The sequence below is a fragment of the Tateyamaria sp. LSS28 genome, assembly GCF_059611725.1.
Map to the genome: position 1 here is coordinate 133,822 of NZ_JCAPFI010000003.1, position 15,596 is coordinate 149,417.

Annotated in this window: 15 protein-coding genes and 1 riboswitch; of the genes, 13 read left to right on the forward strand and 2 right to left on the reverse strand. The window is 55.0% G+C overall.

The genetic code is table 11. The features are described 5' to 3' along the window. Positions 1-66 precede the first annotated feature (66 nt). The 8 genes from AC53L6_RS09200 (at position 67) to AC53L6_RS09235 (ending at position 7,098) form a co-directional block, all read left to right on the forward strand. Entirely contained in the window at positions 67-1,386 is a 1,320-nt protein-coding gene (locus tag AC53L6_RS09200) for an aspartate aminotransferase family protein (protein WP_496908070.1), read from the forward strand. Between the two features lie 282 nt (positions 1,387-1,668). Next, positions 1,669-1,758, forward strand: a riboswitch (TPP riboswitch). 45 nt (positions 1,759-1,803) lie between these two features. Continuing rightward, complete coding sequence (gene thiM, locus AC53L6_RS09205; RefSeq protein WP_496907642.1) at positions 1,804-2,577, forward strand: hydroxyethylthiazole kinase; 774 nt, start codon at positions 1,804-1,806, stop codon at positions 2,575-2,577. Beyond that, the gene (gene thiE, locus AC53L6_RS09210) at positions 2,574-3,212 is read left to right on the forward strand and encodes a thiamine phosphate synthase (protein ID WP_496907643.1); all 639 of its coding nucleotides are present in this window, start codon (positions 2,574-2,576) and stop codon (positions 3,210-3,212) included. The genes thiM and thiE overlap by 4 nt, the downstream gene beginning before the upstream one ends. Beyond that, positions 3,209-4,027: a bifunctional hydroxymethylpyrimidine kinase/phosphomethylpyrimidine kinase gene (gene thiD, locus AC53L6_RS09215; RefSeq protein ID WP_496907644.1), complete on the forward strand. Its 819-nt coding sequence runs from the start codon at positions 3,209-3,211 to the stop codon at positions 4,025-4,027. Before thiE ends, thiD begins: the two co-directional genes overlap by 4 nt. Further along, the gene (locus AC53L6_RS09220; protein WP_496907645.1) at positions 4,024-4,962 is read left to right on the forward strand and encodes an ABC transporter substrate-binding protein; all 939 of its coding nucleotides are present in this window, start codon (positions 4,024-4,026) and stop codon (positions 4,960-4,962) included. The genes thiD and AC53L6_RS09220 overlap by 4 nt, the downstream gene beginning before the upstream one ends. Further along, entirely contained in the window at positions 4,959-5,645 is a 687-nt protein-coding gene (tenA, locus tag AC53L6_RS09225) for a thiaminase II (RefSeq protein ID WP_496907646.1), read from the forward strand. Before AC53L6_RS09220 ends, tenA begins: the two co-directional genes overlap by 4 nt. Beyond that, entirely contained in the window at positions 5,642-6,370 is a 729-nt protein-coding gene (locus AC53L6_RS09230; RefSeq protein WP_496907647.1) for an ABC transporter ATP-binding protein, read from the forward strand. The genes tenA and AC53L6_RS09230 overlap by 4 nt, the downstream gene beginning before the upstream one ends. Then, entirely contained in the window at positions 6,367-7,098 is a 732-nt protein-coding gene (locus tag AC53L6_RS09235) for an ABC transporter permease (RefSeq protein ID WP_496907648.1), read from the forward strand. Before AC53L6_RS09230 ends, AC53L6_RS09235 begins: the two co-directional genes overlap by 4 nt. Positions 7,099-7,191: 93 nt before the next feature. On the opposite strand, the gene AC53L6_RS09240 is transcribed toward AC53L6_RS09235, so the two are convergent. Next, complete coding sequence (locus AC53L6_RS09240) at positions 7,192-7,839, reverse strand: GntR family transcriptional regulator (RefSeq protein WP_496907649.1); 648 nt, start codon at positions 7,837-7,839, stop codon at positions 7,192-7,194. A gap of 140 nt (positions 7,840-7,979) precedes the next feature. On the opposite strand from AC53L6_RS09240, the gene dctP reads away from it, so the two are divergent. The 5 genes from dctP to AC53L6_RS09265 all read left to right on the forward strand — a co-directional run bounded on the left by dctP (position 7,980) and on the right by AC53L6_RS09265 (position 13,664). Next, entirely contained in the window at positions 7,980-8,966 is a 987-nt protein-coding gene (gene dctP / locus AC53L6_RS09245; protein WP_496907650.1) for a TRAP transporter substrate-binding protein DctP, read from the forward strand. 65 nt (positions 8,967-9,031) lie between these two features. Further along, on the forward strand, positions 9,032-9,580 hold the full coding sequence (locus AC53L6_RS09250; RefSeq protein WP_496907651.1) for a TRAP transporter small permease: 549 nt from the start codon (positions 9,032-9,034) through the stop codon (positions 9,578-9,580). A 1-nt stretch (position 9,581) separates the two neighbouring features. Next, positions 9,582-10,898, forward strand: a complete 1,317-nt coding sequence (locus AC53L6_RS09255; RefSeq protein ID WP_496907652.1) for a TRAP transporter large permease — start codon at positions 9,582-9,584, stop codon at positions 10,896-10,898. Continuing rightward, entirely contained in the window at positions 10,895-12,133 is a 1,239-nt protein-coding gene (locus AC53L6_RS09260; RefSeq protein ID WP_496907653.1) for a malonyl-CoA decarboxylase, read from the forward strand. Before AC53L6_RS09255 ends, AC53L6_RS09260 begins: the two co-directional genes overlap by 4 nt. Positions 12,134-12,149: 16 nt before the next feature. Further along, the gene (locus AC53L6_RS09265) at positions 12,150-13,664 is read left to right on the forward strand and encodes a malonate--CoA ligase (RefSeq protein ID WP_496907654.1); all 1,515 of its coding nucleotides are present in this window, start codon (positions 12,150-12,152) and stop codon (positions 13,662-13,664) included. Between the two features lie 120 nt (positions 13,665-13,784). Here AC53L6_RS09265 and AC53L6_RS09270 read toward each other — a convergent pair whose 3' ends face one another. Then, a complete protein-coding gene (locus tag AC53L6_RS09270; protein WP_496907655.1) occupies positions 13,785-15,587 on the reverse strand; it encodes an NAD(P)/FAD-dependent oxidoreductase in 1,803 nt (600 codons plus the stop codon). Positions 15,588-15,596 lie beyond the last annotated feature (9 nt).

Consider the following 15,596-nt stretch of genomic DNA (forward strand, 5'->3'; position numbering starts at 1 on the left):
AGTCATTGTCAATGAATGGATCATCTGTTTCAGTCGCTGCACCCAATGAACGCCACTGGATCAGCCATGTCGCATGTTTTTTCGCGGAATTCGAATACCACCCTACCTGTCGCAGTGCGCGGCGAAGGAATATATCTCTATGATTCAAATGGGAAATCTTATCTAGACGGATCAGGAGGTGCAGCCGTTTCGTGCCTTGGTCACGCGGATAAAGATGTCATCGCTGCCATGGCTGACCAGATGAGTAAGTTGGAGTTCGCGCATACCGGTTTTTTAACATCAGAACCTGCTGAAACATTGGCCACGCGCCTCGTAGCTCACGCCCCTGAAGGGATTGAAAAAGTATACATCGTTTCAGGTGGTTCCGAGGCTGTTGAAGCGGCACTCAAACTCGCGCGTCAATACATGCTCGAAATTGGCCAGCCGGAACGAAATCGTTTCATTGCCCGTCGTCAGAGCTATCACGGGAACACTCTGGGCGCACTTGGAACGGGTGGTAACATGTGGCGACGCGCGCCCTTTGACCCGGTCATGGTGTCCGCATCCCACATCGCACCTTGCTATGCGTACCGATTCCAAGACGACGGAGAGACAGAAAACGACTATGCGCTTCGCGCGGCAAACGAGTTGGAAGATGAAATCTTGTGCCTCGGTCCTGAAACCGTCGTTGCCTTCATCGCGGAACCGGTTGTCGGTGCAACAGCGGGTGCTGTTCCCCCTGCCTCAGGCTATTTCAAACGCGTTCGCGAAATCTGTGACAAGTATGGCGTGCTTTTAATACTTGATGAGGTGATGTGCGGCATGGGCAGAACCGGCACCTTCTTTGCCTGTGAACAGGAACATGTCCGGCCTGACATCGTTGCAATCGCGAAAGGTCTGGGCGGTGGATATCAACCCATTGGTGCAATGCTATGCTCAGAGGCAATTCACGATGCTATTAAGCAAGGAAGCGGCTTCTTCCAACACGGGCACACCTATCTTGGCCACCCAATTGCCTGCGCCGCTGCAAATGCCGTTGTAAACAAGCTGACCGCAGGAGGTCTGACCAAACGTTCTGCGGAAATGGGTCGTTACTTCGAGCAGTCACTCAACGCGGAATTCGGTCAACACCAACACGTCGGCGATATCCGTGGGCGCGGCATGTTTCGCGCGTTGGAACTTGTTAAAGACAAGGACACCAAAGACCCATTTGAACCGGAAAAAGGTCTGGCAAAATCCATCAAGGCAAAGGCGATGGAGAATGGGTTAATCTGTTATCCCAACAGCGGCACAATCGATGGCAAACACGGCGATCACATCTTGCTGGCACCGCCCTACATTTGCACCGAGGCACAGATCGACGAGTTGGTCGAGAAGCTTGCGCAAAGCCTGCAAGACGTTTTGTAAACGCCTGTAAAATTTTAGTTCTGCCAAGGGAACGGTCAACTCACCGTCGTAAGTGGACGCCGAAAAATACTTCTAAAAGAGAGCTATATCGCAAGCGCAGTTCGTCAATAAACTCGTTTAAAAGCTGCGTGTGGTCAGGGTCGAACAAACAGATCACAGCGGTGGCATCAAGTGGGCACAGCGGACGAGAACTGAGGCTTGCTCTGAATCGACGCCCGGTGTCGAGACCATTCACAATGGCGTCCGATCTTGTTTGACTACGTAATCTCACCGTTCTACACCTCGCAGTGCCAGGGGCGCTGCAAAGCTGAGACGTACCCTTTGAACCTGAACCAGATAATGCTGGCGGAGGGAGGTCGCAGGTCACTCAACAATAGGTGACACGTCTCCATTTTCGTCTGCGAAAACGGAGACACTATGGCTTACCAAGACGTATTGACGCCCCTTCGCGATAAGAACCCTCTGGTGCACTGCATCACCAATTATGTCGCGATGAACGTTGCCGCGAATGTTGTTCTCGCTGCGGGCGCATCACCGGCAATGGTGCACGCTCCGGAAGAGATTGCGGATTTCACACCAGTATGCGCGGCCGTGACAATCAACATAGGAACACTTTCCACGTCTTGGGTGGCAAGCATGCTGGCGGCCGCACAATTGGCCAATGACAGTAACATACCATGGGTGTTCGACCCTGTTGCGCATTTCGTCAGTGGATATCGCAAGGCCGTCGCCCAGGATTTGCTGGCGTTACGTCCAACCATCATTCGCGGAAATGCATCCGAGATACTGGCACTTGCCGGAGAGTCCGGCGCTGGCAAAGGGGCTGACAGTGGGGATGCGGTCGAAGCTGCAAAAGGCGCAGCGCAAAACCTCGCTGAAAGATATGACGCAGTAATTGCCGTAACTGGTCCGACTGATTTCGTAACCGATGGCTCTCAGTCGGCCTGGGTTCATGGTGGCTCGCCGATCATGCCCAAGGTCACTGCTTTGGGATGCGCTCAGACCGCGCTGATGGGTGCATATGCTGCAGCAGGCCCAGCCTACCATGCAGCTGTCGGTGCTCTGTCGCATTTCAAGGTTGCAGGATCACAAGCTGCGTCTAAGGCACAAGGCCCCGGTAGCTTTCAGGCGCACTTCCTTGATGCACTGGCGGCAACGCAGCCCGCCGACTTGGCAGGGGCGGTGAGATGATACCAGACATTCGCGTGCACTTGCGGCTATATCTGGTGACCGATCCGCAGCTTTGCCACACTGCGGGCTTGGAGAACACGGTGCGACAGGCCGTGGACGGTGGCGTCACGATGGTTCAACTGCGTGACAAGCATGCGACAACCGCGGCCCGCATCGACATGGCACGCGCGTTGAGGGATGTGCTGTCGGGCACAGGCGTTCCTTTGGTCATCAACGACGACGTCGAGGCTGCGGTTGCAGCGGATGTGGATGGGGCTCATGTCGGTCAGGGCGACATATCAGCCGCTGACGCACGCGCGATGCTGGGGCCGGATAAAATACTTGGGCTCTCTTGTGAGAATGCCCAAGCCGTGCACGCGGTCAATCCCGCAGTCGTGGATTATCTCGGGCTTGGTCCTGTCTTTGGCACGACAACCAAGGCTGATCACAAGCAACCAATCGGCTTTGATGGCTTGGCGGGACTGGTCGCACAGTCTCCACTACCCAACGTCGCGATCGGCGGGCTGAAGGCAAAACACCAGCGTGCAGTTCTTGAAAGCGGCGCCGATGGGCTGGCTGTGGTTTCCGCCATTTGTGGTCAACCGGATGCGACAGCCGCTGCGCGCGCTTTCGCAGAAACGGAGGCAAAATTATGATACCCAATGTCCTGAGTATCGCGGGGTCGGATCCGTCCGGTGGCGCGGGTGTTCAAGCGGATATCAAAGCAATATCCGCAAATGGCGCATTTGCAATGGCAGCGCTGACGGCTTTGACGGCGCAAAACACACGAGGTGTCACCGGCATTCATCTCGTACCACCAGACTTCGTCATGGCTCAAATCAACGCGATCTTCACCGATATTCGAGTGGATGCCGTGAAAATTGGGATGATCGCAAATGCAGAGATCGCCCAAGCCGTTGTGACCACGCTTGACACCTGTAAGGCTCCGGTCGTCGTTGACCCTGTCATGATTGCCAAGGGCGGCGCCGAGCTTCTTCAGGCCGACGCTGTGGACGTTGTCCGGAATCAACTGTTGCCACAGGCAACGCTGTTAACCCCCAACTTGCCAGAAGCAGCGCATCTATTGGGGACCAAAACGGCGGCCACGCGGACCGAAATGGAAGCGCAAGGCCGCGCTTTGACCCGATGCGGACCGGGCGCAGTTTTGATGAAAGGTGGCCATCTTGACGGCCCCGACAGCCCCGATTGCCTCGTCACAGGCCAAGATGTCAGGTGGTTCGAAAGCCCCCGAACAAAGACCCGGAATACCCACGGGACGGGGTGCACGCTGTCTTCGGCATTGGCGGCGCAGCTGGCCAAGGGGCAAGACCTCCCCGCTGCGGTCACAGCTGCCAAAAGCTACGTCACCAGCGCCATTGCCCGTGCAGATGACCTTGCGGTCGGACACGGACACGGACCCACACACCATTTCGCGGCTTTCTACGCCGACGTGAAAGGAACTCACGCATGATACCGATTGTCATCGCAGCCGCCCTGTCGATCTGCGCAACGCCACTTTGGGCTCAAGACAAAATGACCCTTCTGCTGGACTGGTTTGTGAACCCCGACCATGGACCGGCGATCGTTGCACAAGAGAAAGGTTTCTTCGCAGACGTGGATTTGGAGGTTGAGATCATTGCCCCTGCCAATCCGTCTGATCCACCAAAGCTTGTAGCAGCTGGTCAAGCTGACATGGCGATTTCGTATCAACCTCAGCTACACCTGCAAATTCACGAAGGACTGCCTTTGCAACGCGTCGGCACACTGGTCGCAACACCGCTAAACTGCCTTTTAGTGCTTGATGAAGGTCCAATCACATCGCCTGCCGATCTCGAAGGGCGAAAGGTGGGTTTTTCCGTCGGCGGTGTAGAAGAAGCCGTCCTGGGCCATGTCTTGAACACCCATGGCTTGAGCTTGAACGATGTGGAACTGATCAATGTGAACTGGTCTTTGTCCCAGTCCTTGATGTCGGGTCAGGTAGACGCGGTTATCGGTGCCTTCCGCAATTTTGAGCTGAACCAGATGGACATCGAAGGCGTACCCGGCCGCTGCTTCTACGTCGAGGAAGAAGGGCTGCCGCCTTACGATGAACTGATCTACATCGCCAACCCGGGCACAATGAATTCTGACCAGATCCAGCGTTTCCTGGCTGCCACGGAAAAGGCAACACAATACATCATCAATCACCCAGAAGAGAGCTGGGAGATTTTTTCGGGCACGGCGCCTGAGCTGCAGGACGAACTCAACAGACGTGCGTGGGCAGACACATTGCCCCGGTTTGCCTTGCGTCCCTCGGCAGTGGATGTCGGTCGTTACGCCAATTTCGAAACTTTTTTGTTCGAAGCAGGCCTGATCCCACGCATAAATTTGGTTTCCGACATAGCCATCGACGTGATGGCGCAATGAATATGAAACCGTACGGGCAAATCTTTGTCATGTGGCGCAGCGGTTGCCCTGAACCATGGCGGGCTTACACGCATCACAGGTTCGTCGAAGGGTTGCGCGAGGGCACCCTGCCCCGCTCCGCGTTTCTAAACTATCTGATCCAGGATTACGTCTTTCTCGTCCACTTCGCTCGCGCATGGTCCCTCGGCGTCGTCAAAGCGGAAGCATTGGATGAAATGAAGGTCTGCGCGGGCACCGTCGACGCCTTGGTCAATCACGAAATGGCTTTGCACATCAAAACATGTGCAACCGAAGGGATTGATGAAGCTACGTTGTTCAACGCATCCGAGGAGTTCGAAAATCTCGCCTACACGCGTTACGTGATGGATGCCGGGCTACAGGGGGATTTTCTGGATCTGATGGCCGCATTGGCCCCTTGCTGTTTTGGCTATGGAGAGATCGGGGCGCGCTTGGCGCAAGATGCTGCCGCCGATACGCCCTATCATGACTGGATCAACACTTATGCGGGCGAGGATTATCAAACAGTCATGGCCAATGTAGGACGCATGATAGACGCTGCCGTCGCGCGCCGTTTGGGGGAAAACCCGCAACAAGCCGCTCGGTGGGAACACTTGCAGCAGCGCTTTACCACAGCCACAGAGTTGGAGGTGCGCTTTTGGGATATGGGAATGCGGGCAGCGTGACACCGACAGCCCCACCTATCCATATCAACGGCTCCTGCTCTATCGACGGCCTGCCTTTGTTTGGGCCTTTGGAAATGACACTGAACGCAGGTCAATGGACCTGTGTTCTGGGGCGCTCCGGCGTCGGAAAATCAACGCTTCTGCGCTTGACGGCAGGATTGGAGTGCGGCGGAGTTTTCCAAGGGACGATCGCCGCGTCTGACCACCACCCCGTCAACAACCGGGTGAGTTTCATGGCGCAAATGGACCTATTGCTGCCTTGGCTTACCGTACTTGAGAACACGGTTCTGGGCTCACGCCTCCGCGGAAAACAACCTGATTTTCCGCGCGCTAAGAACCTGCTCGAAAGTGTCGGTCTTGCCGACCACCTCATAAAGAAACCCAGGGAACTGTCGGGTGGGATGCGCCAGCGTAACGCGCTTGCCCGTACACTAATGGAAGACCGACCCATCGTTTTGCTGGACGAGCCGTTCTCGGCTCTTGACGCCAGTAGCCGCGCCGAAATGCAGGAACTGGCTGCCGAGGTGCTGGTTGGGAAGACAGTGCTTCTTGTCACCCACGACCCGACGGAGGCGGTGCGCCTGGGTCATCAGATCATTGTTCTTGGGCGAACATCAGTGCAAAAATGGCCTGTGCCCGCCAATCCACCGGTCCGCGACTCCTTTGCGCCAGATACTATCACTTGCCAGAGTGATCTTCTCTCCGTCTTGCGGGGGCTAAAGTGAGCAGGCTGGGTTACACGATTGGTGCCTCTGCCCTCGGACTGCTTTTATGGCAAGGAGTGGTTTGGGTCACTGACGTTCCTAAATTCATCCTGCCGCCGCCATCCAGAGTCGCTGCCGCCGCCTGGGACAATCGCATTTTGCTGATGGAACATGCCAGCATCACGCTGACCGAAGTTCTATTGGGCCTGTTGATTGGCTCATGTTTGGGAGCATTCACCGCAATCCAACTGGCACTTTTTCCCCGGCTGCACCGGTTGTTCATGCCGCTCCTGGTATTCACGCAGGCCGTTCCTGTGTTTGCTCTCGCCCCCATTCTGACACTGTGGTTTGGGTACGGCATCGCTTCAAAGGTCGTGATGGCAATCCTCATCATATACTTTCCGGTCACCAGCGCATTTTATGATGGGCTAACCCGCATTCCATCAGACGTGTTGGACCTGGCACAAACCATGGGCGCGACCGAAAGGCAGATCATGCAGAGGATCAGGATTCCGTACGCTCTTCCGTCGTTGGGAACCGGGCTGACCCTTGCCGCTGTCTACGCTCCAATCGGCGCAGTCATTGGTGAATGGGTGGGTGCTTCGAAAGGTCTCGGATATCTAATGTTATTGGCGAACGGGCGAGCAAAGACAGACCTGATGTTTGCGAGCTTGATCGTCTTGGCCGTGATGACAGCCACGCTGCACTTTGGCGTGACAAAAGCGTCAGCGCGATTGCATCAGAACTAAATGTCGCGCCAGCACCATCAAAGCCACCACTGCTCGTAATTTGGAACTCGGTGTTAAAGTCCGAAACTGGTCGCCCTTTGTTGCCGATGGATTTTACCGCTTTAAACTGGCGACAAGTTGATGAAATTTCTCACCTTGGATAGCAACGTGACTGCGTAGCGCTGACGCGACCTTGTCTGCGTTACCCTCTTGCAGCGCCATCAGTATCTCGGAGTGTTCACTCATGGATTGCTCTAGCCTGCCTCGAAACCGAAGCTGGATCCTACGATATGCCTTAAGGCGGTTTTGAAGTTGAAGCGCTTGTTTTTCGAGAAAGCTGTTCGTCGAGGCACGATAGATGATTTGGTGGAATGTTTCGTTCTCTGAATAATAGCGGTCGGGATCAGAGCCTTGAGTGGCTTCCTGGCATCGCTCATTTGCAGCCGTCAGCGCATCAAGATCTTGATCCGTCATGCGCATGGCGGCCAGACGCCCGCACACCGCTTCGATCTCGGCCATGGTTTCGAACATCTCCATCAGCTCGACAGGACCAGGTTGACGGATGAACACACCCCGACGAGGCACCTGTTCAGCCAGCCCAGACGTCACCAAAACCTGCAAAGCTTCGCGGATGGGCGTCCGCGATACGTGAAACTGTTCCGCCAACCGCAGTTCATCCAGTCGTTCGCCATCGCGAAATTCCCCTGAGAAAACAAGTTGCTCAAGGGATGCTGCAATCTGATCTGCGCGCCTGATATCCATAAAGGAGGTGTACCATTCGCCCCCTCAAATGCAACTGCCTTAATATTGTATACAAGAAAGTTGACTTGTTATGCACGGTGTGGAAGCGTTGAAGTGCAGTTTCAACGCACGAACGTTGATTCACGCCTAGGGAGGACAACATGAAATTCAAATCACTCACAGCCGCAGCCATTGCGACGTGCGTCGCTGCCACGTCGACCGTAGGCGCGGAAACACTTCGTCTATCGCATCAATGGTCCAACAAAGACGTACGCCATCAAGTGGCCCAGATGGTCGCCGACGAAGTGGCAGCCGCTGACGTTGATCTCGAAATCCAGATATTTGGCTCAAAATCGCTATTCAAACCACGTGAGCAATATCGACCGCTAAGCCGCGGCCAGTTGGACATGACCGTGCTACCGCTCAGCTATGCCGGTGGCCAACAACCCGCTTACAACCTGACGCTTATGCCCGGCATGGTTAAGAACCACGACCACGCCGCGCGTCTTAGTGAGTCGCCTTTCATGGAGGCACTGGAAGAGAAGATGGCCGATGATGACGTGATGGTTCTGGTTCACGGCTATCTGGCCGGTGGGTTTGTCGGTAAGGACAAGTGCATCACAAAGCCGGAAGACGTGCAGGGGCTGCAGACACGTGCGGCAGGCAAGGCTTTTGAACAAATGCTGGCCGGGGCCGGGGCATCCATTGCGTCCATGGCCTCGTCCGAAATCTACAACGCGATGCAGACGGGTGTTCTGACCGCCGCAAATACGTCGTCATCGTCGTTTGTGTCCTACCGCATCTATGAACAGGTCAGTTGCTATACACCAGCCGGCGATGTTGCTCTGTGGTTCATGTATCAACCTTTGCTCATGAACAAATCGCGCTTCGATGCGCTGACACCTGAGCAACAACAAGCGCTGCTTGGCGCATCGGCCAAGGCGCAGGCCTTCTACCTTGAGGAAGCCAAGAAGCAGGATGCAGCATCGGAGCAAGTGTTCCGAGACGCTGGCGTAGAAATCGCACAGATGTCAGCCGAAGATTTCGAAGCTTGGCGCGCTCTGGCTCAGGAAACATCCTATGCCAAGTTCGTGTCCGAAGTCGAAGGCGGTCAAGAGCTTTTGGATATGGCGCTGGCCGTAGACTAACACCTTTCCAAGGGGCCGCCTGAACCGGCGGCCCCTCCCCAACATTTCTTTCCAAGGACTTCATGATGGCGGATCAAAGCTCCGCCGCGATTGCACGCACCGGTAACAATCCGTTTCTGCGCTTCGTGGCTGCACTATCCACACTGGCAGGCTGGTGTTCTGCAGCGATGATTGTTGCAGCTGTTGCAATAACTTGCCAAATGATCTTCATCCGTTTCGTTCTGAATGGATCGACCATCTGGCAAACAGAGGCCGTCATCTATCTCGCCATCGGCGCGACATTAATCGGGCTGCCTTATGTCCAGCGCCTGCGCGGGCACGTGAACGTGGATCTTGTGCCATTGGCCTTGAGCAAACGTTTGCGCTTTGTCCTTGCCGTTTTCACTCTTTCGCTGTCCATCATCATGGTGTCGATCATGCTCTGGTACAGTTATGAATTCTGGCACCTGACATGGGAACGGAACTGGCGTTCGGACACGGTGTGGGGGGTCCGCCTGTGGATACCTTACCTTGCGCTGCCAATGGGTTTTGGCTTGTTCCTGCTGCAACTGATTGCCGACATGGTCGCCATGCTGCTCTGGATCGAGAAGCCGTTCGGCCTGGAGGACGTGTGATATGGACCCGCTCACGCTTGGAGCGCTGGTTGCTGTTTGCACAATCTTGGTCTTGTTCTCGGGCGTTTCGGTCGCTCTGGGACTGCTCATCGTCTCCACAGGCTTCATCATGGTTTTTGATGGCGTGCGTTCACTCGAACTGATGCCAGAGATCCTGTTCGGAAAGTTGGACAATTTCGCGCTTCTGTCGATCCCGATGTTCATCATCATGGGGGCATCCATCGCGTCAACGCGGGCGGGTGCCGATCTCTATGAAGCCCTTGAACGTTGGCTGACCCGCGTTCCGGGGGGGCTTGTGATCTCGAACCTCGGGGCCTGCGCCCTCTTTGCTGCTATGTCCGGGTCAAGCCCGGCCACCTGTGCCGCGATTGGCAAGATGGGTATTCCCGAGATGCGCAAGCGCGGGTATCCGGATGGTGTCGCAGCGGGTTCAATCGCAGCCGGCGGTACACTCGGCATCCTGATCCCGCCGTCGGTTACCATGATCGTTTACGGAATCGCGACTGAGCAATCCATTGGCCGCCTTTTCCTGGCGGGTGTCATCCCTGGCCTATTGCTCGTGGGACTGTTCATGGTGTGGTCTCTCTACTCGACCTGGCGGTCAGGTGATCGCGCTTTACTGGCCCATACAAACTACACATGGCGGCAAAGGTTCGAAATACTGCCGCGAGTCCTGCCGTTCATTTTCATCATCGTCGGCGTGCTCTACGCGATGTATGGCGGGGTCGCGACACCGTCTGAAACGGCAGCAGTCGGCGCGCTTTTGTGCCTGATGATTGCCATGATCATCTACAAACTGTGGAACCCCAAAGACCTGTGGATGGTGCTGCGTGACAGCACGAAAGAAAGCGTGATGATCCTATTTATCATCGCGGCCGCGGGTGTCTTTTCCTACATGCTGTCCAGCCTCTTCATCACCCAGTCCATTGCCGCTTGGATTGGGACATTGGACGTGAACCCCTGGGTGCTTATGGGAGCGGTTAACATCTTCCTTTTGATCGCCGGTTTCTTCTTGCCGCCGGTTGCCGTGATCCTGATGGCAGCACCTATTCTACTGCCCATTATTACAACAGCTGGCTTTGACCCGATCTGGTTTGCTGTGGTGCTGACCATCAACATGGAAATCGGGTTGATCTCTCCCCCCGTTGGGTTGAACCTCTATGTTATCAATGGGATTGCACCCGACATCTCGCTCAAGACGATCCTCAACGGATCACTTCCTTTTGTGGCATGTATGGTGATTGCAATCATCCTTTTGTGCATCTTCCCGGGTCTGGCCACGTGGCTACCCAACGCAGTAATGGGCACCGCGATATGAGTTACTTCGCTGATCTCATTTCCACGGTTTTCGAGCGCCGCTATGCGCGTGCCGTGTCATCTGATGCGCAAGGGCGTGCCATAACCGAATTGGCCCAAGACCTGCTGAGTGCACGCGGGGAAGTTTCCGGCAGTACGCTTGCAAGGCTAATATTGGATCAATACAGCGGCGGCGATGACCAGCTTAAGCAGGCGTTCTTTGAATTTATGATGCGCGATCTGGAAATCGATCCAGTGGATGTTGTCGAAAGCCTCAAGACCTACAAGGAAACACCTTCCAAGCGCAGCTATCGTGAATTTGTGCGCGCCAGTGAACCGAAACGGCAAGAGCTGTTGCGTCGTTTGAACCAAGTACCGGGTGGGACACGGCACCTGGTATCCATGCGCAAAGATCTCTTGCGTATGACGCGTGACGCTCCAGTGCTGGAGCCCCTTGATGTGGATTTCCAACATCTGTTTGCATCATGGTTCAACCGCGGCTTTCTGGTGCTGCGCCCCATCGACTGGGCAAGCCCCGCCGAAATCCTTGAAAAGATCATCGCGTACGAAGCTGTCCACACGATCGACAGCTGGGAAGACCTGCGCCGCCGCCTGCAACCTTCGGACCGCAGGTGTTTTGGGTTCTTTCATCCCGCGATACCGGATGAGCCTTTGATCTTCGTCGAAGTCGCGCTGACCAAGGGCATCCCGAAGTCCATTCAGAACCTTCTGGCTGATGGGCGCAATCCCATCGATGCCGAAGAGGCTGACACCGCAGTGTTCTATTCCATCTCCAATTGCCAGGATGGGCTTGCGGGCATTTCATTCGGAAATTCGTTGATCAAACAGGTGGTTGCGGACCTGTCTCGTGATCTTTCAAACCTTCAGACATTTGTAACCCTGTCGCCAATCCCCGGCCTGACAAGATGGCTGGACCGGGCTGATGCTCCGCTTTTGCAAAACGCGTCCATTGAGGTAAAGGTCGCGCATTATCTGCTAGAAGCAAAGCGCGAGGATGGACTACCCGTGGACCCGGTTGCACGCTTTCATTTGGGAAACGGTGCATCGGTACATGCGGTACATGCCGATGCGGATTTGTCCGACAATGGAATACGACAATCGTCTGGTGCCATGGTGAACTATATCTATGACCTTTCTCGCATCACAACGAACCACGAGCACTTCGTGACCCACAAAACAGTGGCAGCGTCATCCGACGTCCGCGCGCTCAGTTCAACGCTCTCAACCAACACTTAGGTAGTCAAAGCGACCGATGCCCAACCCACTCTACGACACACTGTTTGGTCAGCACCGCGCAAGCGATGCGGTGTTCCTGCATTTACCCGGAGGCCTTTCGCTAACTTACGAGGCTTTTCTGGACATCGGAGCACAGTATGCAGGGTTGATGGCCGATATGGGCCTGACGGCCGGAGATCGGGTTGCTGTTCAAACCGCCAAGTCTCCAGAAACGCTGGCTGTATACGCCGCGTGTGTACAAGCTGGTTTGGTCTTCTTACCGCTGAACACGGCCTACACCCCGGACGAGATGGCCTATTTTGTCGAAAACAGCGGCGCACGCCTGGTGCTTGTAGAGGGCAGTAAACGCAATGCTCTGGCTGCGATCGCAGAACGGTGCGGGGCGAAGCTGGAGACTCTGAATGCGGATGGTTCAGGTTCATTTGCGGACAACGCTACGCCCTACTTGAAATCTTTTGAAACCGTATCTCGCACGGGCAGCGACCTTGCAGCGCTGTTGTACACCTCCGGCACGACTGGACGGTCCAAAGGGGCCATGCTGACTCAAAGCAACTTGCTGTCCAACGCTCAGGTGCTGCAAAAGGAATGGCGTTTCACCTCACAGGATGTTTTGCTCCACGCCCTTCCAATCTTTCACACGCACGGTTTGTTCGTAGCAACCAATATCACCCTGCTGTGCGGCGGCCAGATGATCTTCTTGCCAAAATTCGATTTGGACCAGCTGATCACCCAACTGCCGAATGCAACTACAATGATGGGTGTGCCAACGTTCTACACGCGCCTTTTGGGAGACGCCCGTTTTACAAAAAACCTCACAACTCATATACGGCTGTTTGTATCCGGCAGCGCCCCACTACTAGCCGAAACACACATCCAGTTCGAAGAACGGACAGGCCATCGCATCCTCGAACGATACGGCATGACCGAAACCAACATGAACACGTCCAATCCCTATGCGGGAGAGCGCCGCGCTGGAACCGTTGGCATTCCTCTGCCTGGAGTTGAGTTGAAGATCACTGATCCCAAGAGCGGTGTGTCACTGCCGAATGGAGACATCGGCCAGATAGAAGTACGCGGTCCAAATGTCTTCCAGGGATACTGGCAGATGCCTGAAAAGACGGCCGAAGAAATGCGTGCAGACGGATTTTTCATCACTGGTGATTTGGGAACGATTGACGAGGACGGTTACGTCACAATCGTTGGGCGCAACAAAGATCTGATCATCTCGGGCGGGTACAACATCTATCCAAAGGAGATAGAGTTGATCTTGGATGAGCAGGACGGCGTTCTCGAAAGCGCCGTGATCGGGGTGCCGCACAGAGATTTTGGCGAAAGTGTCTTCGGCATTATTGTTGCGATGCCTGACCGCCAACCCGATCTCGATGCCATAGCCGCCGAAATCGGTTCTTCGCTTGCGCGCTTCAAGCAGCCAAAAAAGCTCGTCATACTTCCTGAACTTCCCCGAAACACGATGGGGAAAGTTCAGAAGAAGGCGTTGAGAGAGCAATTTGCCGATACCTTCACCAAGTGAAATGATCGGCTCACTCCCACAGCTTGGGTGAACCACTCCGGCGCCCAATAGGGCGTGAAATCTGTTTCACAATTTCGTAAGCGTGTACCCAGGTAACACGTGTTGCCCCGGGTACACTGATTAGCGACCCAGATGGTGAGAGGCCTGCAATTTGTAAACGGGCGTGTCGATCCCCTCATATCGCGCCTTCAGTTGCAGAGACAGGTACTGCGAATAGTGCCGTGACTGGTGCAGGTTTCCACCATGCAGCCAAAGGTTCTCCTGCTGTGTTGGTTTCCACATGTTACGCTGCTCCCCTTCCCAAGGACCCGGGTCTTTGGGTGTGTCGGAGCCAAGCCCCCAGCACTTGCCGACCTTGTCGGCCGTATCCTGATCAATCAGATCAGCGACCCAACCATTCATTGAGCCGTAGCCTGTCGCATAAACGATCAGATCGGCTTCGAGCTTCGTGCCATCCTCAAGCAATATCCCGTCTTCAACCACTTCGCTGACCTGGCCATGGGCAAGCTTGATCTTGCCGTCGATGATCAATTGACTGGCCCCTACGTCGATATAGTAACCGGAGCCACGACGCAGGTACTTCATGAACAAACCCGATCCGTCAGCCCCCCAATCCAGTTGGAACCCGGCCTTTTCAAGACCTGCATAGAAGTCCGCATCGACCTCCTTGATCTTGTCGTACACCGGCTTTTGGAACTCGTGCATGATCTTGTACGGCAAGGACGCAAAAATCATGTCCGCCTTCTGGGTCGTCACGCCAGCTTCGAGGGCCCGCTCTGAATAGAGATCGCCAAGGCCGATCTCCATGAGGGGATCAGATCGGACGATATGGGTTGTCGACCGCTGAACCATTGTTACGTCAACATCATTTTCCCACAATGCGGCACAGATATCATGGGCGGAGTTGTTGGACCCGATGACAACAGCTTTCTTCCCCTTGTAGGTATCGGGACCCGGATGCTTGGATGAATGATGCTGATCTCCCTTGAACTTATCCATGCCGCGGAAACTCGGGACGTTTGCCTTGCCTGACATCCCGGTGGCCATCACCAGTTGTTTGGGTCGCAATGTGATTTCTTCACCGTCACGCTCGACCACCACAGTCCATTCTTTGGAGCCTTCATCGAACTTGGCAGATTTCGCCGTGGTCTTGGTCCAATAGTTTAACTCCATGATCTTGGTGTACATCTCAAGCCAATCGCCGATCTTGTCCTTGGGCGAGAAGACAGGCCAGTTTGATGGGAACGGCAGATAAGGAAGGTGGTCGTACCAGACCGGATCATGCAGGCAGAGCGACTTGTAGCGATTGCGCCAACTGTCTCCGGGTTTGTCGTTTTTCTCGATAATGATGGTGGGCACACCAAGCTGACGCAGCCGTGCACCAAGCGCAATTCCACCCTGCCCGCCTCCGACGATCACGGTGTAGGGCTGGACAGAATGGCCGAGTTCGGCAATCTCCTGGTCTCGTTCTTCGCGCCAGGATTTCCGACCTTTTCCCACACCATGCTTGGCACCTAGTGGTCTTTCATAGCCAAGCGGCTCTTCGTGACCTTTCAACTCTGTCATTGACGTGAGCAGCGTCCAGATCAATCCGTCTTTCAAACGGATAAGGCCATAGCCTCGTGACACATCGGTTTCGAACGTAATCCATGCGGTGACAATGCCGCCTTCTTCCGTGACGACCTCGCCATCTGCAACTTGCCAACCTTTAGGTTTGATTGCTGAAAGCTGAGCTTGCAGCATGTCGCGGATCGCGTCCTGCCCCTCCATCGTGCGAATGTTCCACGTAAACGAGACAAGATCGCGCCAATAACAATCGGCCTGAAACATGGAAACGGCCTCATCCACCCGTCCGTTTTCCAAGGCATCACCGAACCGGTTCAGCGTGTCCTCGACTTGATCACTATGTAATGTATCCAGCATGAAATGATC